Source organism: Acinetobacter gyllenbergii CIP 110306 = MTCC 11365, from assembly GCF_000413855.1.
Classification (GTDB): domain Bacteria; phylum Pseudomonadota; class Gammaproteobacteria; order Pseudomonadales; family Moraxellaceae; genus Acinetobacter; species Acinetobacter gyllenbergii.
Window position 1 is genome coordinate 154,004 of the sequence record NZ_ATGG01000013.1, and the last position, 19,457, is coordinate 173,460.

Sequence of the window (19,457 nt, forward strand, 5' to 3'; positions counted from 1 at the left end):
GAAAGATACTCTTATATATGCATGGTTCTACTTTACACAAGTTCTAAAAAGAAACTCGTTTAAAAAATGACTTAAAAGTCAAATTTTATGTAATATACGCACACAAAAGGAATATTTTAATTTCGGGGATGCTATGTACGTTTTAAATACTGCAACACAACTTGCGATTGTATTTAGTGGAATTTTTCTATGGGTGGGGATGCTGACTGGAGTTTGGAAATATTATCAAATTAGACAAACAGCGCAAGCAAGAGCACATTATTATGTGGATATTGCGCATCGGAGTAGTTTGCTTTATGCCGCTGCCAGCCTCATTTTAGCCGCTTTGAGTTTCTTTACGGTTCTGTCTGATGCTTGGGCATTGTTTTGTGTAGTAGCAAATTTATTCTTTTTTGCGATGTCGATCTTAATATATATCTTGCATGGATTATTAAAAGATACAACCAATCAATTTAAACAGCCGCATCAGGTGGGAAAGTGGACTTTACCAGCTTGGTGCATGACATTGATGATGCTAAGTTTAATTATTGTTGAGTTGGGGGCTACAGGTATTTTAGTCGTCGGAACCATTGTTCGGTTTATGCATTAAAAAAATGGATGATCACTCATCCATTTTTCCTGAAGAATTTTTTTGGCGCGCTGCACTTAACTGTCGAAACTTTCGATCGACGATCGCCCACATACAAAAGGCCAGAGATACAACCAATGCATAAGCAAAATATTCGGGTTTTAAATTACCTTTAATCGTGCCTTGAAATAACAACGTGACCATCAAGGCAAGCGTTGTTGTTGCATATAAGATCGAATCATTCGCCTTCAGAGCGTTAATGAAGACTTGCTTGTTGAAATGTATTGATAACATCTCCATCCCTCCTTGTTGTGACGACAAAACCATGCGTTTTTGTCTGAATTGTTTTTTAAGTTGTACTGCTATTTTCTGAGCATTTCAATAGCAAAAGGGGGTATTTTGAAAATAAATTTATGAATGTATTGATTTATATAACTTTTAAGTATTTTTTATATTAATTTATACTATTTTTTAGTTAAATATTACTCATTATTTTTACATTTTGAAAAAATTGGCCATCAAGATATCCTGCGGAAATAGTATCTTTTAAATGGGATATCAATAAGAAGTAAAGGGTGGCATAGACTGCCCCAAGAAAAGAAAGATTTGTCGTAAACAAAAAATGAACGTTGGATAAAAGAACATTTTCTGTATAGCTAAAATCATGTTTGGGTAAAACATCATTTTAACGACAAATCATTTTAATCTTTAGATGCTGTTACGCGATCAACTACAATTGCAAAAACCAGAACGATGAGCGACGGAAGTAACCATGCAAGATTCTGTTCGTTCAATGGTAAATGTTGAATGAATGTTGGTAATTGTTCAGTAAAGCCAGCTGCTTTAATTGCTTCAATAATGCCGAATAGGAATGCAACCGCAGTCACAGAGCCAACCACGATAGAAGGGTTGTTCCAACGCTTCCAGAAAAAGCTCAGCATAATCACAACAATCGCAGGGGGATAAATTGCACTGAGTACCGGAACTGATACTGCAATCAGCTTGGTTAAACCTAAATTGGAAATCAATAATGAAAAACCAGTCAGGATAAAAACAAGTAATTTATAAGACCAACCTGTCAATTCGGTAAAATATTCAGCACATGCACAGGTAAGGCCAATTGCGGTCACCATACAGGCAAGGAAAATCAAGATCGTTAAGAAATAAGATCCGTAATCACCAAAGGCGTGTTGTACATAAGCATGCAGAATAATTGCACCATTGGCTGCATTCGGCGCAACTTCATGACTACCTAAGCCAAGTTTAAATAAACTGATATAAACAAGTGTGAGTCCAACACCAGCGATTAAGCTTGCGATAATGGCATATTTGGTAATTAACTTAGCATCCGTTACACCGCGTGATTGAATTGCTTGAATAATCACAATACCGAATACCAAAGCGCCTAAGGTGTCCATGGTCAAATAACCACTTACAAAGCCTTCAGAAACCGGACTTGCAATATAGTTATTCACTGGCGCAGAGATTAAGCCAGTTGGAATAGCAAATGCTGCAATACCTAAAATAGCCAGTGCAACAATTTTTAAAGGTGCCAGTACATGACCCACGGTATCGAGTAATTTGTTTGGATACAGTGAAACTGCAGTCACAAAAGCAAAATAAACAACACTATAGATAAACAGGCTGCTGCCTGATGTACCGAAGTAGGGAGCAAAACCAATTTCATACGAAACGGTTGCGGTACGAGGTGTCGCAAATAGTGGGCCTACAGATAAATAGCAGACAATCGTTAACAGCAGGCTAAAGAAACGTCCAAGTGGAGAACTGATGATCTCGATTGAGCCTTTCATACGAGATAAGGCCATAATCGTAATGACAGGCAAACCAACTGCGGTAATTAAGAAACCGAAAGCGGCAAGCCAAACATGTTCACCAGCCTGCTGAGCAACGATTGGAGGAAAGATAATATTGCCTGCGCCAATAAATAACGCGAAGGTCATAAAACCTAAAGCAATGATATCTCCTGTACGAAGTTGATTCATAAAGAGGGAGGCATAAAATAAAAGTGCGAATTTTAGAACAAAAATGCGTTCTTTTGAAACTAATTTATGTGAAATTTGGTTGATTTTTGACTAAAAAGAAATGATTAAAATCATATAATTAGTAATGGTAAAGCTAATATGTTGAAAAGCTTTCTAAAACTCGAAAAATACAGAAGGACGTGAATATCCCCAGATGCGGTCAATCGAGTTTAAATATAAAAATAAAAATGGTCTTTTAGTCTTAAATAGATTGAAGATTTCAATGGGAAGGCGTACAAATATTGAAATACTTTATGCAGTCCCCATATTAATTTTTCTGCATGTGATTTTAATCTGATTGATGAATAAGGAAAATCTCGAATGAGAGCTTCTACTGTGACCATTAAAACTGAACAAGATATCGAGAAATTAAGAATCTCGGGTCGTTTAGCGGCACAAGTGCTGGAAATGATTGGCGCCTATATCAAGCCAGGTGTTTCAACTGAATATTTAGATGATATCTGCAACGATTATATTGTGAATACATTGCAGGTGATTCCTGCCAATGTGGGCTATCACGGTTTTACCAAGACCACCTGTATTTCAGTCAATGAAGAAGTTTGTCATGCAATTCCTTCTGCAAAAAAGATTTTGCAGGACGGTGATATTTTAAATATTGATGTTGCTGTGATTAAAGATGGTTATTTTGGCGATACTAGTCGTATGTACTTCGTGGGTGAGCCGAGTCCCGAAGCCAAGAAACTGGTGGAAACAACCTATGAAGCCATGCTTGCGGGGATTCATGCAGTCAAACCTGGTGCGACATTAGGTGATATTGGGCATGCGATTCAGTCCGTTGCGCATCGTGACGGTTATAGCATTGTGCGTGAATACTGTGGACATGGGATTGGCCGTATTTACCATGAGCAGCCAAATATCCTGCATTATGGCCAAAAAGGTCAAGGTATGGTCTTGAAAAAAGGCATGGTGTTTACCATTGAACCGATGGTGAATGCGGGTAAACGTTATGTGAAAGAACTCAATGATGGCTGGACTGTAGTGACACAAGATAAGTCTCTATCCGCTCAATGGGAACATATGGTTGCTGTAACAGATGACGGTTTTGAATTATTAACGCCATGGCCAAATGGCACAGGGCATTATCCTGCTGTTTAGGCTACTCAAAAAGAAAAGCGCGATTTGTTAATCGCGCTTTTTTCTGGTTGAACATTGGGTTAGTTGCTCGACCAAATAATCAATGAAGACACGTACTGCAGGAAGTAAACCACGACGAGATGGATAAACAGCATGGAATATACCATGTGGCGCAGTCCATTCTGGTAGTACCGTAACTAATTGCCCAGATTTCACAAAATCTTGGGCAATACTGTCTGGTAGTAACGCAATGCCACAGTTTTGTGTTGCTAACTCAGCCAACATCAAAAGATTTGATCCCATAATCACAGGATTCACTTTAATTTTTTTCTGTTGTTGATCTGGACCTGTCAGTAAGAACTGTTGATCCAGATGTTCTTCCGACATACTAATAATGCGGTGTTCGGCCAGTTGTTCTGGACTGTTAAGATGACCAAACTCATTTAAATAAGCTTGACTGGCAAAAAGACGTTGTTCAATCGCTTCAAATTGGCGTAATACAAGGTTCGGATCATCATCCAATTTAGAACGCACTCGTAAAGCAAGATCAATTCCTTCGTTAATGACATCAACACGACGGTTGCTGATCATCATCTGAACCCGAACTTCAGGATATTTTTTTAAAAAGGCCGGTAGGATTTTTGCCATCTGGTTTTGTGCGATATCAACAGGCACACTTACTTTAATCACGCCACGAGGCTGGCTGCTTAAATGATTGACCACATCGTGTGCAGCTTGCGCGGCATTCATCATCACTTGCGCATGGCGGTAGACATCCATGCCGATGTCTGTAACAGCAAAGTGACGCGAGCTGCGTTGAATCAGACGTACACCCAGTTGTTCTTCAAGATTATAAACTCTGCGGCTGAGTTTAGATTTAGGAATGTCAGTTGCACGTTCTGCGGCACTAAAGCCACCGTGCTCTACAACGAGCGCAAAGCAGTAAAAATCATCTAAATCCGTTAGCATTACGCTATAAACTCCAGCTTCTTGTCATCAAGTAAAATTCATACACACGTAATTATTAAACATTTTGGGCCAATAAAATATCTCTAACCTGTTTATATTCGTTCAATCGCTCAAAATCTTTGGCGGTTGGCGATGAAATTCGAGATAAGTCCATATTGTCAGTGATATCTGCCAATTTCACAACACGTGCCAAAGGGTTTTGTACGGTTCGTTGCGCGGCCTGTATTCGAGATTCACCGTGTTGTTTGGTGAGTGCGAGGATGGCCTCGATAATGTGCGCTTGAAATCCCAGCATTTGTAAGTCTTCGATACGGGTACTGGTATCTTCCAAAACATCATGTAAAACAGCAATGATTTTGTGTTCGATACTGGGTACATTCAGCATCACTCTGAGCGGGTGTAAAATATAGGGTGCATTGGCTTTATCAACTTGGCCCTCATGTTGTTTTGCTGCAAATGCAATGGCTTGTTCAAGTGTTGCCATCAGCTAAATCCTCCTATGCAAGATAGATTAGCGCGTCATATTCTTTTAAACTAACTGAAATTTTTAACGCTTTATTATATATGTCATATCAACTTATCAACATTGTCGATGCGACCCAAAACATTGTATGTCCTTTTTGCCAACATGCCGTTTTAGACTGGGATCAGGAGCAATATATTCAACCGTGTGAGCATACGGTATTCATGGCAATGGATTTGGGCTTTGAGTTTATCGCAGATCGCTTTGAAGATGTTTTACCACAATCTGTCGATGAAATTCATGAAGACCCCAATATGAATATTTTTGCTAGTGTGACCCAAGCAAATTATCCTGATTTACAGATTTATAAAGCTGATTTGGGTGTAGAAGGGATGTTCCGCTATGTTGGTTTTAGTCCAAACTAAAATTCTTCCAATAAAAAAGCCAATCATCTGATTGGCTTTTTGCTTTACAGCTTATGCTTCAGGCGCTGGGCTGTACTGTTCAACTAATGGCTTTAATTCGCCATTTTGGAACATTTCAAGCATGATATCGCTACCACCGATTAACTCGCCATTGATCCATAACTGTGGGAAAGTAGGCCAGTTCGCAATTTGTGGTAAAGTTGCACGAATATCTTGATTTTCCAAAATATTTACATAGGCAAATGGACGACCAATTTGGCTAAGTGCTTCTACTGCTCGAGCAGAAAAACCACATTGCGGGAATTGTGGAGTGCCTTTCATGTAAAGTAAAACAGGGTGTTTCGCAATTTGATCACGAATTAACGCTACTGTATCACGCGCTTGTTCCGTCATAGATAGATCCTCTACTAATCTCCCTGCATTATACCTAAAAAAAAGCGTGACGGAGGATTGCAGAAGATTTTTCTTATATAAATGTGACTTTAGGCTTTCAATCTATGCAAGTTTTTGCTTATATAACTTTTTTCACCACAACTAATGATAGATTGAGTTTGTTATGACTAATATCACTCTTGCTCCTGTGCAACCTGATCAACCATCACATCTTATGGCGACTTATGGCCGTCAAGCGATCAGCTTTGTACGAGGACGAGGGGCGTATGTATATACGGCAGATGGTACAGAATATTTAGATGCACTCACAGGCATTGCCGTATGTGGCTTAGGCCATGCACATCCTGTGATTGCAGCGGCAATTGCTGAACAAGCTGCGACATTGGTGCATACCAGTAATTTATTTGAAATTCCTTGGCAAACGGCAGCAGCACAAAAACTAGCTGAAGTTTCAGGTATGGAAGAAATTTTCTTTTCCAATAGTGGTGCAGAATCAAACGAAGGTGCGATCAAAATCGCACGCAAATTTGGTGCTCAACAAGGCATCGCCAATCCTAAAATTTTAGTTGCTGAACAATCATTTCATGGGCGTACTTTGGCAACCTTGTCTGCAACAGGTAATAAAAAAGTTCAGGAAGGTTTTGCACCTTTAGTTGAAGGCTTTATTCGCGTCCCTTTTGGTGATGTTGAAGCGATTCAAGAAGCCGCTATCAACCACCCAGATATTGTTGCGATTTTGATTGAGCCGATTCAAGGTGAAGGTGGAGTCAATACTGCACCACAGGGTTTTAGCTATCTGGAAGATGTTCGTGCGCTATGTAATCAGCATAACTGGCTGATGATGCTGGATGAGATTCAAACAGGAAATGGCCGTACAGGTAAATACTTTGCCTATCAGCATACCAATATTGTTCCTGATGTGATGACCACGGCCAAAGGTTTGGGGAATGGCTTTCCAATCGGTGCAGTCATGACCCAAGGTAAAGCAGTAGGCTTACTTGGTGCAGGTAGTCATGGTTCTACTTATGGTGGAACAGTGTTGGGTTCACGTGTGGTATATACAGTGCTTGATACACTAGAAAAGGAAAATGCAGTTGAAAACGCTGCTACTGTGGGCGCTTATATTGTTGATCAGTTAAGCGTACAATTGGCTGATTACAGTGTAAAAGTACGTGGTTTCGGGATGATGATCGGTATTCAATTACCAAAAGACTGCGCTGAATTGGTGGCGATTGCACGTGATGAATATCAATTGATTATCAATGTTACTGCAGGTTCAGTGGTGCGTTTATTGCCGCCGCTAAATATGACACAAGCACAAGCAGATGAATTGTTAAAACGTCTTGTGCCTGCCATTCAAAACTTCCTCAAAGCTTAATTAAGTAATACCTAATAAAAAAGGGCAATGAATTTGCCCTTTTTTATGTCTGATTAAACCTTTAGCCAGAGATATATTGTTGAAGCTGTTCAATCAGAATACGTTGATCATCCATTGCAGCTTTAACCAAATCACCAATGGAGATAAAACCGACTAGCTTCTCTTGATCAAGTACAGGTAAATGACGTAAATGACGATCAGTCATAAGGTTAAGGCATTCTTCTACTGTATGGTTTAAACCAACTGAGATTACTTTTGAAGTCATAATATCCGCAACAGGGGTATTATTTGAAGAGCGCTCCATCAAGGCAATCTTACGGGTATAGTCACGTTCAGAGAAAATCCCGACGACTTTCTCATCTTCAGCAACGACTAAAGCACCTACACCTTTGTCTGCCATAATTTTAATTGCTTCAAGTACAGTCGCATTCGGTGAAATGGTGAAAATTGATTGTACTGCTTTATTCTTGATGACTTGAGCAACGATTGTCATTGTTTATCCACCTGTGTTGTATTGTCATTTTCATTTAACTTAACGGTATTTTTTTTAATTGCAAAGCCCTAATTTCTCTCCAACGATAACTTTTTCTCATGAATGTCTAAAAAGTCATCATTGGGATGATGAGAATGATTAAACGGCCACTGCCGTCGGGTGTGGCATAAAGAAAAAGTGCTGCATTTGCTGAGTTGAAAGTTTAAATTTTCGGTGAGAAGAGTTGAATAACGCCGGTTCAACCTGTAAACGGGTTAAGGTCGGAAGCAATGACTCATGAAAATCTTTCGGCGTAATTTTACGTGGCGTGTAGTTTTTCCAGTGTGCTTTTGCATAGCGATGTGCTTGAACGCCGTTGAGCCAGAAAGGGAATACGTGACCGTCTTGATCTGATTTGATGGCCCAACCTTGATGGTACAGACCCCAAAGAACACCACAATACATCATTGTTTTAAGAATTGAAATTTTAAACATCAACTCACGCGAGACTGGTTGGAAATGGTTGAAACGGTACATGTTATTAAACTAATATTCTTAAACTTATGTTTTATTATAAGAAATATAGATGGCAGTTATGTTTAAACAATTGATCTAAATCGTAAGCAAATATTGTTGCGACTTGGAACGCCACCTGAGCAAGACAAAGCGGTGAAGCTTTGACGTAGCGCAAGTCAGAAATGTGAAAGGATAATGTTAATACGTTTTACACAGGTATTAAAAAACGCCACCTGAGCAAGACAAAGCGATGAAGCTTTGACGTAGCGCAAGTCAGAAATATGAAAGGATAATGTTAATACGTTTTACACAGGTATTAAAAAACGCCACCTAAGTGACGTTTCTTTATGCTTGTAAGGTTGCCATTTTCTGCCAATACTGGGCTTTCAAGGAATCACGTTCGACTCGGAAGCCTTGATAATACAATTCTGCTAAAAATAATGCCGCTTTACCGTGACCTGCTTTTGCTACTTCCTCTAGCTCTTTTACTGCATCTTGGAAGTTTTTTTGCGATTGAATTGTATTGACCGCATTTGCATATACATGCTCTAGTTCATGGTGTGTAAATTGTTGAATCATATAATAACTCCTTATTTTAATTATGATTACCGCAAATTCTATTCAAAGATACTCTACTTTGAATTTAAGCTACTTTAACTCTGAATTATTAAAGTAATATGACAAATTGATGGAAATGTCAAATATATTAAGTATCTTTGCTTAAATAAAAGCTTACACGATTAAACATTAACCACAAATAATTTTAAGTAAAATCAAAGTGAGAATAATAGAAAAGGAGAATAACATGTCAAATGTCATTGATGGCGTAACTGTGGATGTTCCACCATTAGAAAGTCAAATTATTGCTTTAGCTCATCATCATCGTCAATTGCTTGATGAAGCCATTTTCCATCAAGAAATTCACTTAGGTGATTACTGCTTGGCACAGCGTAAACGCGTGTATGACTTTGCCAGCCATTTAAGCCCAGAGCAAAAAGATCAGTTCTATCGGATCTATGATGGAGAGTTAAAAAATATTGCAGATGACGATGACTTGCATCCTGCCGATGCTGAAAGTGGTGTAGGGATGTTTGCCATTTTTATTACCTTAGTCATCATTGCATTTATTCTGTATTTCTCTTTTGTCCGTACATTGATTAGTTAGTCATTGTTAAAGTGATTTACGTTCAATAAGTTGTGGAATTGTGACTTATTGAACGTTGCACTTGTCCTAAGCGAATCAGAGACATACACTACCTCTAATTCGAGGTAGGTTATGTTGTCTATAATTTCTAAGCATAAAGTGATGCAATCCAAATTAGGATTCAAGTTAGACCAATTTTATAATGTTTTGGTCGGTATTATTATTTTGTCTATTTTTATACTCGCGTATAACGCATTACAACGTCCAATCAATACATTGCAATATCAAAAAATAGTTCAATACGCGCAGCAAGCCAGTCATCCGAGAACACAGCATCTGGCAGAAGAGGTGTTAACACACAGTTCAATTCGCCGTGTGGACTACCTCAAGTTGTTAAATGCGTATCAATTTGAGTCAAATCGGATTAAGCAATATCCGGCAATGGCAAAAGAAGATGAATGAGTTTTAATCGACTCATTTCTATTGATAAATGAATGACTTGCCATGGTCGGGAAAACCAAATCAATTTATGCTAGACTGACCATCTTTTTTAAAGCTGCTTTAATCTCAAGGAATCGACATGCAACAGCAATCGAATATGCAAAATAAATTCTTGATAAATGCTGATATCGGCGATGACGATGTCACATTACCGAGTTTACCTGCTGTCGATGTTCCCATTATTGAGCCAGCTGTACAGCAAACAGTTGAAACGCCTGTAGCAGCACCAGTTGTCGAGCAGCCTGCATCGGTCGTTGAAGAAGAAACCAAATCAACGGGATTCTTTGGTCGTATGAAAGATGGTTTGACTAAAACCCGTCGTAGTTTTACTGATGGTATGGTTAATATCTTAATTGGTGGTAAAGAGATTGATGATGAATTGCTGGAAGAGGTTGAAGAGCAATTATTGATTGCAGACATTGGTGTGGATGCAACTAAAACCATTATTGCGAACTTGACTGAACGAACAGCACGTGGTGATTTGATCTATTCACACGCATTGTATAAAGCATTGCAAGAAGAATTGGTGGCTTTGCTTGCACCGCGTGTTAAACCCTTACATATTGATCCAAATAAATCACCGTATGTGATTTTGATGGTCGGTGTAAATGGTGTTGGTAAAACCACAACCATTGGTAAATTGGCAAAGCGTTTACAAGGCGAAGGCAAAAAAGTGATGTTGGCGGCAGGTGATACCTTCCGTGCAGCAGCAACAGAGCAGCTGCAAATTTGGGGTGAGCGTAATGATATCCCTGTGGTTGCGCAAGGTCATGGTGCAGACAGTGCTTCGGTTATTTTTGATGCTTTTGAAAGTGCGCGTGCTAAAGGCATTGATGTCTTGATCGCCGATACTGCGGGACGTTTGCAGAATAAAGCCAACTTGATGGAAGAGTTGAAAAAAGTAAAGCGTGTAATGCAAAAGATTGATGCAACTGCGCCACATGAGATTATGTTGATTGTAGATGCAGGTACTGGTCAAAATGCAATTAACCAAGTTCAACTGTTTGACGAAGCGGTTGGCTTAACAGGGATTACCATTACCAAGCTGGATGGTACGGCAAAAGGCGGCGTGTTATTTAATATTGCAAGTCGTACTCATGTCCCGATTCGTTATATCGGTGTCGGTGAGAAAATTGATGATTTACGTCCTTTCTCAGCAAAATCATTTGTTGCTGCATTATTTGAAACCGATAAGTAGTTTTTAAGATGCATAAAAGCCGATTTTTCGGCTTTTATTTTTTTACAAAGTTATTTTCTAAAAAATTAATAATTTAAAAGAGCATTTAAGATGAAATTTTTATTAAAACCTATCGCACGCCTCATTTTAATCTACTCATTCGCAATAACAACGGTCAGTGCATTTACAGAGGCTGTAGGAATAAAAGCACTCACAGAGGATGCCGAGCAAGGTGATGTTGAAGCACAATATAATTTAGGTACGATGTATGCAGACGGCGATGGGGTTGAGCAAAACGATGCGAAAGCTTTTGAATGGTTTCAGAAAGCTGCCAATCAAGGAGAAGCATCCGCTCAATATAACTTGGCAGTGATGTATGACAATGGCCGTGGGATTGAAAAAAATGAGCTGGAAGCCGTTAAATGGTATAGGAAAGCGGCTGACCAAGGTGTTGCTTATGCTCAATATAATCTAGCGAATATGTATGCAAACGGACGTGGTATCGCACAAGATGAAGCAAAAGCAGTTGAATGGTATAGCGTAGCTGCGAATAAAGGAAATGTAAAAGCTCAGAACAATTTAGCCTGGATGTATCAAAATGGCAAAGGCGTACCAAAGGATGATCAAAAAGCTTTTAAGTGGTATCAGGTCGCAGCCAAGGAAGGAAACGGCAATGCTCAATACAATCTGGGAGTGATGTATGACAACGGGAAAGGCATCGAAAAGGATGTAAAGCAAGCTTATTACTGGTATTTTAAGGCAGCTGAGCAAGGGGATTTGGATGCACAGCATCATTTAAGAATGTCTTATTTACTAAAACAACTCGATCAATCTGCGCAGAAAAAATATAAAATGATTTCAAAAGACTGGGTGATTCCTGTTGTTGATGCTGAGGAAGCGAGTGAAGTAGATTCTGAGGCATATTAGTTTGAGGTCGCTTCAACTGTTTCAAAAATAAAACGATCTGTCATGTTTTTTAGACTATTCCTAAAAAATGCGTCGTTATACACTACATTCAATCCAAGATAACGGCCCAAAGGCCACATAGGTAGGAATAACAACATGAGCAACTTCTTAAATAGCATTAAATCACGCCGTACCATTTATGCGATTGGTAAAAACCTTAGTGTTGACCAAACCAAAGTTGAAGAAACCATCCGTGAAGCGGTAAAACAAAGCCCATCATCATTCAACTCACAAACTTCACGTGTTGTGACTTTATATGGTGATTCTCATGTTAAATTTTGGGAAATCGTACGTGAGACTTTACGTAAAATGGTACCAGCAGAAGCGTTTGCAAATACAAGTGCAAAAATTGATAGCTTTTCAGCTGGTTTTGGTACAGCGTTATTTTATGAAGATCAAGATGTTGTAAAAGGCTTACAAGAGCAATTTGCATTATATGCTGATAACTTCCCTGTATGGTCAGAACATTCAAGTGCAATCGCTCAGTTCGCAACTTGGACAGCTTTGTCAGAAATTGGTGTAGGTGCATCATTACAGCACTACAACCCAATTATTGATGCAGAAGTTGCAGAAACTTTTGATATTCCTGCAAACTGGAAATTACGCGCTCAGCTTGTATTCGGTTCAATTGAAGCAGCGGCAGGTGAGAAAACATATATGGATGATGCTGCACGCTTCAAAACTTTTAATTAAGTTAAAAGCAGCATCAATAAAAGAGCACTTTTGAGTGCTCTTTTTTTATGTGAATTGGAATATTCGCCAAAAGAAGTATGGTGCTTATAATCAAAAATGATGTATATATCTTAAATAAACTAAATTGTTGCAATAGACAGTTTTAATTTTTGTCATAAAATGGTCATAATCGCAGAGCATAGTGCTTACGATTTCATAAATTGTTTATATCGAGAAGAGTCTAATGTCTTTAAGAGTTGGTGTTGCTGCTTTCGGTTTGTTATTAAGTAGTTCAGTTTTTTCTGCAGTCACGATTACTGCCCCTGAAGAAATTGTGATTCTTGCTGTAAATGGTCAAGAAGTAAATACTGGATTAATTCCATCAAAAAAGAATAACTATCAAGTTGATCCGGGTAATTTAACCGTCAATGTTCGTTATCGAGAATATTTTGAACATTTGAATGGTGAGCATGACATCATTAAATCAGGCGTTGTCACGATTCAAGCGCCTGATCTGCAAGACAACCAATCTTATACTTTAGGTCTCGTAAATGCCCCTAAAGATTTTGAAGCAGCAAAAAAATATGCGGATCAACCAACGGTTGCGTTATACGATCAAAATAAAAAATTGGTGGTACAGCAAACAGGTGCAAATAATGAAGCACAGCCATGGTTTACTGGCAGTAATTTATTAAGCCGTACTTTGGATTTAACGCAAAAGAATAAAAATAATGCTGTGAATCAACCTGCACCTGTTTATGCAGGAACAACATCACAAGTAGCTGCAACCGCACCTGTAGCAGTAACAACGGCAGCAACAGTCGGTACAGCAAAAACCACAGATCAACAATTGGCAGAATTGTGGCAGAAAGCATCTAAAGCTGAACGCCAAAAATTTATGGCTTGGTTAGCGGGTCAAACAAACTAATCTAAATCATAGTAAAAAGCCGATGTTATCATCGGCTTTTTTATTCGGAATAAATAAGAATGAGTTTGAATATTAGAAAAGTGAAGCAGGGTGATTTGGAGCAATTGGTTAAGCTCATCAATATCGCTTATAGAGCGCAATCTGAGCGCAGTTGGACAACTGAAAAGGGATTTGTGCGTGGTGAGCGCATTCGGAAATTTCAATTAGAACAAGAATTGCAGCAACCAAATTTCGAATTATTGGTGGGTGAGTTAGACAAGGATGAGATCATTGCTTGCATAGGGTTAAGCGTGAATGATAATTGTATAGAGATTGGTACTTTTGCTGTTGATCCGAGCATACAGAATCAAGGTTATGGTCGTGAAATGCTAAATTATGCTGAATTATATATTCGTAAAACCTATCCAAAGCTTCGTGATTTAGTCATGCATGTTTTAGATGTCCGTACTGAACTGTTGGCCTATTATCAGCGTCGTGGTTACCAAATAACGGGGCGGAAAAGTGAATATCCACTTGAGGCAAATGTAGGACAACCGCTTGTGTCTATTCAGCTGATTGAAATGAAAAAATCTCTTTAAGGCATAAAAAGAGCCATGATGGGTGGAAACAATCATGGCTCAAAAAAAGGAGGTTATACTTGGTTTTCAGTAAGAGATGGCGCGTGGCCAACTTTTTGCGTAGACCAAATTGAACCAACTGGTGCAGCTTGAGCACGGTCTCTGGCTTGTTGATAAAAACGTATAAATACCAAAGCAAATACCAAAGCAGTGATATCAATCCAAATCAAACGGCCTGTTGAATACCAAAGCCCTTGAATTGGGAATAAATAGGCAAGTACAGACGTCGCAGGAATGAGCAATAAAACCACAGCAATTGCGAAGAACAACTGAGTTAAAGCTTTTGCTGCGCCAATAATGAAGCTGTATGTAATACACGCAATAAATACAAAATAGTAGCTATACATAAATACATGGTTATGACTTTGTAATTGCAATGGAATGACATAAGCCCATCGACCAATCAACATACTGGTAAATATCGCCAGCATACAACCTAGACAAGCGCCGATGGTCAGGTTAGCAATAAACATCACGTCCTTGCGTTGTTGCGGTACTGGTAAGTTCGGATTCTTTTGTTTACGCAAGCGCGTTTCAATCCATAGAATATTGCCTGAATAGAATAGATATGCGCCACCTAAGCCGAAGATCAAATAAATCCAACGAATTGGCTCACCCCCATAATTACCAAAGTGTAAAGCAAACATTGAACGGATCAGAGACGCGGCTGAACTTTCTTCAGTGGATAGGGTTTTGGTTGGGTAAGGTGTGCTTTGATACGGATTGAATGACATATAGTCAAAGGTATCACCACGAAGCATACGATCAGGATGATATAAAGCAACAAAGGCAGATGCACGTTCAGGATTATCCAGTTGGTTAAAACGAATACCATCAATACGATAATCAGGTGCTGCTTTTTGAATGTTGAGAAAAACTTTTTCTACATCGAGTTGCGGGTTTGGCTCAATAATTTTAACCGCTGGTGGACGTTCAAATAGTGGCTTATCTTTCGAAACCAGCTGTGTGAGTGCGCCATAAAAAATATCATGAAAAGCAAAAACCACTACACTTACACTAATGATGATATGAAAGGGTAAGCTGGTAATGCCAATGACATTATGTGTATCTAACCAAAAGCGTTTTTTGTTTTTACCTTTGCGTACGGCAAAATAATCGCTGATTAGGGTGGGTAATAACACAATTAAACCCGACATAATGGCGAGGAAGTATAGAACTGCTACAACGCCCATCACCATTACACCTGCGGTATGGTGCCCCATCATACCCGGGATACCTGCTGTTTCATGCAGTTGTTCAATTAGCCAACCGAGTTTTGACACATTTTCTTGTTTGGCAATCAGTTGTCCATTTTGATCCAGAGTTGCCAGCATGCTTGTTTGGGTAATATCAATGCCATGATGATCTTCAGCCTCCGCATGAGCAGCTTCCCATTGGATCGGTGCATTATGTCCTTCTGGCGAGCTAAAGCTTAAAGTGAATGCCTTTTGTGTTTCAGGGAATTTGGCCTGTACTTGCTCAACCAGTTGATTATATTGATTAGGCTGAATTGCAGCTAATTTTTGTTGGGGAGGCGTAGCCCATTGGCTGAGGTGATGCTGGAACATGGTTAAACCACCAGCAAAAAAACAGATAAATAATAAAATACCTGCACTGATGCCCACCCATGTATGTAGGTTTTTGCCAGTTTTAATGATGTCTGCGCGAATTTTCATTTTAGCCCCTGATCCAAAATAACAAGGCATAAGCAAGAATATTGGCAATGCTATAAATTAAAAAACTTTGCCAACCTTTAGGTATGAAATAAGCAATAAAGAACACGCAGAGCCAAATCCATGGGATGGACCACATACCTAATTGTGGAGCGATTGAAGTGTCTGCATTGGATTTACTGAGTAGCAGAATAATTGCTCCCATCGCCATCGAGAAGCTAAGGCCGAGAACAGCGCCAACAAATGTTTTGGTCCACCAGTCTGGTTGGAGTTTTTGCTTAAGCATGTTCATTTAAGCAGACCTTTTCATGAGCATAATGAAGGGTGCAAATGACCAAACGAGGGTGGCAATTGCAAGCCAGATCAAAATAGCAACCAAAAGCGGTAAACAATAAATCAAGATGCTTAACCCGAATATGAAGCTTACCAACGCCATATAAAAAAATGGTCGAGGCAGTTGCTTGTTGAGGAAAATTTGATTGGGATGGCTGAGATAAACACTCATACAAGCGAGTAGTGAAACCATGATCCCTAAGAATTTTAAAGTCATGTTGAGAGTCTTTTAACATTAATGATAATAATTATTATTTAAATTCAATAAAAATTAAAGCATATATTCAAAAACTTAATTGATTTGGGTAGAACATGATGATTTAAATGCTATTGATAATTGTTATCATTTGTGTATTATGTAAAAAAATATTTCATCTCGGGGGAGTAATGAAGCACCATAATTTATATACAGCGATGATGTTAAGTCTGATTGGCACATCAACAACGATGGCTTGGGCAGAAGATCAGTCAGAAAACTCAAAAAAATCGGATGTTTTACCGATTATTCATCTTAAAGCTGATCAAGATACGCCAACGTATACTGTAAAAAAATCTAAGGCAGCTACAAAATTAGATTTGTCTTTAAAAGAAACGCCACAGTCAGTGAGTGTGATCACTGAACAACAAATGAAAGATCAGAATTTAACAAGTGTATCTGGGGTGCTTGATCAGATCCCTGGTATTTATCGTCAAAGTTATGGAGCGACATCTGCTTGGGGAACGGGTGGTGAATATACTTCGTATTATTCGCGTGGTTCTAAAATTATTAACTTTCAGATTGATGGATTGTTGTCGAGTCCTGCGATAGAAGGTCGTAGCAACACGGCATTGAGTAATATAGATACCGCTATTTTTGAGAATATTACCGTTGTAAAAGGTGCAACAGGCTTATTAAATGGCAGCGGTTTGCCAAGTGCCAGTGTCAATTTTAACCGCAAACATGCCACACCCAATGCACAATCAACGGCTAAGATGAGCTATGGCTCATGGAATACGTGGCGTAGTGAAATTGATGCCTCTCAAGCATTGAATGAATCAGGAAGTATTCGTGGTCGTGTCGTTGCAGCACATCAACAAGGTGATAGCTGGCAGAAATGGGGAGATGCTGCCTCAACCATCTTATACGGTGTAGTCGATGCCGATTTAAGTGATAAAACAGTTTTAAGTATTGGTACATCGTTAAGTCGTAATGAAAGTGATGGGCAAAGTATCCATGCGTACGCAAATTTCGATGCGAAAAATATTCTTTCTCCAATGGGGCGTAAAGACAATTCAGCTCCACGATGGGCTTATACCCATACTGATAGTCTCAATGCATTTGCTCAGTTGCAACATGAGTTTGAAAACCGTTGGAAGTTGAATGCGAATTATAATTTTGCAACAACTGATACAGAAAGCATTTATGGGGTAATTGGGTCAAACACATCAGGCGTTTATAAGATGCAAGATGGGAAGCGTGTACAAGTCATCGGTGCTGATGGCAAACCTGTTTATTATACTGATTATGAAAAAAATACATCAACTGTGACAGCGGGTTATCAACATACTAAGCCTGTTGAACATTCTGTTGATTTAGGTGTGACTGGGCCATATCAACTTTTTGGCCGTGAACATGAATTGATGCTCGGTGCAAACTTTCAGGATGTAGACCAAAATGATCCTTATTACAACCGAGTAATGGGTGAAACTGGGGCAATTAATATCAAAAGCTGGAATGGTTATACCACACAGCCCGCTGGTCTATATACTGCGGCAACTGCAGGAAATTCTGTACTGCAATTTAGACAATATGGCGGCTATTTGGCAACTCGCTTAAATCTTCTTGACCATTTGAAAGTCATCTTAGGTGGGCGTGCTTCGAGCATTGATTATTATGCCGAGTCTGGTAATAAAAATAATGGAACAAAAATTACAATTGATGATCAGTTTACACCTTATGCAGGGATCGTTTTTGATGTCACGCCTGAATGGGCAGTTTATGCTAGCTATACCAGTATTTTCTCGCCACAAGCGAATAAAGATTATCAAATGAAATTGCTGGATCCTAAAGAAGGTGATAGCTATGAGCTAGGGGTTAAAGGCGAGCTTTTGGCAGGTCGTGTGAACACCAGTTTGGCTTTATTCCAATCGAATATGGATAATGTCGCTGTGGAAGCTGGTAAATATGCGACCAGTGAAGAAGTACCAGGAGCGGTTGCTGGAACATCTTATTACCGTTCTGCAAAAGGTGCGAAGACTAAAGGCTTTGAGGCTGCGATTTCAGGAGAAGTGCTGCCTAATCTGAATCTGAATGGTGGATATACTTATTCAGAGACCAAAGAAAAAGGCGATCGTATCAATACCGATATTCCAAAAGATCAGTTTAAGCTCTTTGCTACTTATAAGTTTTCTGGCGATTTAGAAAAGTTGAGTGTGGGGGCTGGGGTGACATGGCAGAGTAAAATTTATAGTAGCTATGACATGGATGGTTTTGCTCGTAATAACAATGGTCAAAAAGCTTTTACATTGGTTGATGCAATGGCGAAGTACGAACTTAGTCCAGCGTTAACAGTGGGATTAAATCTCAATAATATTACGGATAAAACCTATCGCTTAAATACATCGAATCAAACATATGGCGCACCGCGTAGCGTAACGGGATCTGTATCGTTTAAGTTTTAATGGTTATATAAAAAAGAGGAAGCAATATTGCTTCCTCTTTTTTTTAGTTACATCAGAAATTAATTTCCAATCCAAATAAAATAGCCCAACACCATTAAAGGCCAAGCGATATAAGGACTAAACAACCATTTCCATAACCAAAATCTTGGTATAAATCCGACCCCATGCACGAAACCACCAGAAATTCCAATCATCACCAGCATTAGCAAGCTATGATTATAATGTCCGTTGGCATCCAACATTAGTGATGGATGTACCAGTAAAATAGTAGCAAGCGGCAATGCCAACAAAAACGAAATGGTCATTGCAAGTACTTGCGCTTTACTATTCTTCGGTGTTGTCATTGCTTCAGCCATTCTATTATTCCTCATCTAAATCTTGATGATGTTCGATATAAAGTGCACTGAGTACACCTGCGAAACATGCCATCAAAACACCTAGAATCCATGCAAAATACCACATGT

25 protein-coding genes are annotated in these 19,457 nt (G+C 39.0%); 12 read left to right on the forward strand and 13 right to left on the reverse strand.

Annotation, left to right across the window (positions count from 1 at the left end):
- Positions 1-133 precede the first annotated feature (133 nt).
- Positions 134-589 (forward strand): hypothetical protein, encoded by a 456-nt coding sequence (locus tag F957_RS11360; RefSeq protein ID WP_016539922.1) that lies wholly within the window; start codon positions 134-136, stop codon positions 587-589.
- Positions 590-601: 12 nt separating this feature from the next.
- On the opposite strand, the gene F957_RS11355 is transcribed toward F957_RS11360, so the two are convergent.
- A complete protein-coding gene (locus F957_RS11355) occupies positions 602-862 on the reverse strand; it encodes a hypothetical protein (RefSeq protein ID WP_016539923.1) in 261 nt (86 codons plus the stop codon).
- 407 nt (positions 863-1,269) lie between these two features.
- Entirely contained in the window at positions 1,270-2,571 is a 1,302-nt protein-coding gene (brnQ, locus tag F957_RS11350) for a branched-chain amino acid transport system II carrier protein (RefSeq protein WP_016539924.1), read from the reverse strand.
- Positions 2,572-2,931: 360 nt separating this feature from the next.
- Here brnQ and map point away from each other — a divergent pair, with 360 nt between their 5' ends.
- Positions 2,932-3,726, forward strand: a complete 795-nt coding sequence (gene map, locus F957_RS11345; RefSeq protein WP_016539926.1) for a type I methionyl aminopeptidase — start codon at positions 2,932-2,934, stop codon at positions 3,724-3,726.
- Between the two features lie 27 nt (positions 3,727-3,753).
- On the opposite strand, the gene F957_RS11340 is transcribed toward map, so the two are convergent.
- Together F957_RS11340 and F957_RS11335 are read right to left on the reverse strand one after the other, a co-directional pair.
- Positions 3,754-4,674 (reverse strand): LysR family transcriptional regulator, encoded by a 921-nt coding sequence (locus F957_RS11340; RefSeq protein WP_004653784.1) that lies wholly within the window; start codon positions 4,672-4,674, stop codon positions 3,754-3,756.
- A 55-nt stretch (positions 4,675-4,729) separates the two neighbouring features.
- The gene (locus F957_RS11335; RefSeq protein ID WP_016539927.1) at positions 4,730-5,158 is read right to left on the reverse strand and encodes an HD domain-containing protein; all 429 of its coding nucleotides are present in this window, start codon (positions 5,156-5,158) and stop codon (positions 4,730-4,732) included.
- An 80-nt stretch (positions 5,159-5,238) separates the two neighbouring features.
- Here F957_RS11335 and F957_RS11330 point away from each other — a divergent pair, with 80 nt between their 5' ends.
- Positions 5,239-5,562 (forward strand): hypothetical protein, encoded by a 324-nt coding sequence (locus tag F957_RS11330; RefSeq protein WP_016539928.1) that lies wholly within the window; start codon positions 5,239-5,241, stop codon positions 5,560-5,562.
- A 51-nt stretch (positions 5,563-5,613) separates the two neighbouring features.
- On the opposite strand, the gene grxD is transcribed toward F957_RS11330, so the two are convergent.
- Entirely contained in the window at positions 5,614-5,955 is a 342-nt protein-coding gene (gene grxD / locus F957_RS11325) for a Grx4 family monothiol glutaredoxin (RefSeq protein ID WP_004639270.1), read from the reverse strand.
- 163 nt (positions 5,956-6,118) lie between these two features.
- Between grxD and F957_RS11320 the strand changes: the two genes are divergently transcribed.
- A complete protein-coding gene (locus F957_RS11320) occupies positions 6,119-7,333 on the forward strand; it encodes an aspartate aminotransferase family protein (protein ID WP_016539929.1) in 1,215 nt (404 codons plus the stop codon).
- 61 nt (positions 7,334-7,394) lie between these two features.
- Here F957_RS11320 and F957_RS11315 read toward each other — a convergent pair whose 3' ends face one another.
- From F957_RS11315 to F957_RS11305, 3 genes are all read right to left on the reverse strand, one after another.
- Positions 7,395-7,826: a CBS domain-containing protein gene (locus F957_RS11315; protein ID WP_016539930.1), complete on the reverse strand. Its 432-nt coding sequence runs from the start codon at positions 7,824-7,826 to the stop codon at positions 7,395-7,397.
- 138 nt (positions 7,827-7,964) lie between these two features.
- Positions 7,965-8,342: a DUF2750 domain-containing protein gene (locus F957_RS11310; protein WP_016539931.1), complete on the reverse strand. Its 378-nt coding sequence runs from the start codon at positions 8,340-8,342 to the stop codon at positions 7,965-7,967.
- A 324-nt stretch (positions 8,343-8,666) separates the two neighbouring features.
- Positions 8,667-8,900, reverse strand: a complete 234-nt coding sequence (locus tag F957_RS11305; RefSeq protein ID WP_004653777.1) for an SEL1-like repeat protein — start codon at positions 8,898-8,900, stop codon at positions 8,667-8,669.
- 226 nt (positions 8,901-9,126) lie between these two features.
- Between F957_RS11305 and F957_RS11300 the strand changes: the two genes are divergently transcribed.
- The 7 genes from F957_RS11300 (at position 9,127) to F957_RS11270 (ending at position 14,287) form a co-directional block, all read left to right on the forward strand.
- Positions 9,127-9,486 carry a hypothetical protein gene (locus F957_RS11300; RefSeq protein WP_016539932.1) on the forward strand — a complete coding sequence of 120 codons (360 nt, stop codon included), beginning with the start codon at positions 9,127-9,129 and terminating at the stop codon, positions 9,484-9,486.
- Positions 9,487-9,597: 111 nt separating this feature from the next.
- Positions 9,598-9,927 carry a hypothetical protein gene (locus tag F957_RS11295; protein ID WP_016660317.1) on the forward strand — a complete coding sequence of 110 codons (330 nt, stop codon included), beginning with the start codon at positions 9,598-9,600 and terminating at the stop codon, positions 9,925-9,927.
- 118 nt (positions 9,928-10,045) lie between these two features.
- Positions 10,046-11,164, forward strand: coding sequence for a signal recognition particle-docking protein FtsY (gene ftsY / locus F957_RS11290; protein WP_016539934.1), 1,119 nt, complete (start codon positions 10,046-10,048; stop codon positions 11,162-11,164).
- A 90-nt stretch (positions 11,165-11,254) separates the two neighbouring features.
- Positions 11,255-12,070 carry a tetratricopeptide repeat protein gene (locus F957_RS11285; RefSeq protein ID WP_016539935.1) on the forward strand — a complete coding sequence of 272 codons (816 nt, stop codon included), beginning with the start codon at positions 11,255-11,257 and terminating at the stop codon, positions 12,068-12,070.
- Between the two features lie 135 nt (positions 12,071-12,205).
- Entirely contained in the window at positions 12,206-12,802 is a 597-nt protein-coding gene (locus F957_RS11280; RefSeq protein ID WP_016539937.1) for a nitroreductase family protein, read from the forward strand.
- Positions 12,803-13,025: 223 nt separating this feature from the next.
- Positions 13,026-13,709 (forward strand): YccT family protein, encoded by a 684-nt coding sequence (locus F957_RS11275; protein ID WP_016539938.1) that lies wholly within the window; start codon positions 13,026-13,028, stop codon positions 13,707-13,709.
- A gap of 59 nt (positions 13,710-13,768) precedes the next feature.
- Positions 13,769-14,287 (forward strand): GNAT family N-acetyltransferase, encoded by a 519-nt coding sequence (locus F957_RS11270; protein ID WP_016539939.1) that lies wholly within the window; start codon positions 13,769-13,771, stop codon positions 14,285-14,287.
- A 53-nt stretch (positions 14,288-14,340) separates the two neighbouring features.
- Here the strand turns inward: F957_RS11270 and F957_RS11265 are convergent, their stop codons facing one another.
- The 3 genes from F957_RS11265 to F957_RS22125 are packed head-to-tail and all read right to left on the reverse strand — an operon-like array spanning position 14,341 to position 16,549.
- Positions 14,341-16,002 carry a PepSY-associated TM helix domain-containing protein gene (locus F957_RS11265; protein WP_016539940.1) on the reverse strand — a complete coding sequence of 554 codons (1,662 nt, stop codon included), beginning with the start codon at positions 16,000-16,002 and terminating at the stop codon, positions 14,341-14,343.
- Position 16,003: 1 nt separating this feature from the next.
- Positions 16,004-16,291: a hypothetical protein gene (locus F957_RS11260; RefSeq protein WP_016539941.1), complete on the reverse strand. Its 288-nt coding sequence runs from the start codon at positions 16,289-16,291 to the stop codon at positions 16,004-16,006.
- Positions 16,292-16,549, reverse strand: a complete 258-nt coding sequence (locus F957_RS22125; protein WP_081401618.1) for a hypothetical protein — start codon at positions 16,547-16,549, stop codon at positions 16,292-16,294. It abuts the gene before it with no gap.
- A gap of 170 nt (positions 16,550-16,719) precedes the next feature.
- Between F957_RS22125 and F957_RS11250 the strand changes: the two genes are divergently transcribed.
- Positions 16,720-18,993 (forward strand): TonB-dependent siderophore receptor, encoded by a 2,274-nt coding sequence (locus F957_RS11250; protein WP_016539943.1) that lies wholly within the window; start codon positions 16,720-16,722, stop codon positions 18,991-18,993.
- 59 nt (positions 18,994-19,052) lie between these two features.
- On the opposite strand, the gene F957_RS11245 is transcribed toward F957_RS11250, so the two are convergent.
- Positions 19,053-19,349 carry a cyd operon YbgE family protein gene (locus F957_RS11245; RefSeq protein WP_004653763.1) on the reverse strand — a complete coding sequence of 99 codons (297 nt, stop codon included), beginning with the start codon at positions 19,347-19,349 and terminating at the stop codon, positions 19,053-19,055.
- A gap of 4 nt (positions 19,350-19,353) precedes the next feature.
- The gene (gene cydX, locus F957_RS21100) at positions 19,354-19,455 is read right to left on the reverse strand and encodes a cytochrome bd-I oxidase subunit CydX (RefSeq protein ID WP_004653762.1); all 102 of its coding nucleotides are present in this window, start codon (positions 19,453-19,455) and stop codon (positions 19,354-19,356) included.
- Positions 19,456-19,457 lie beyond the last annotated feature (2 nt).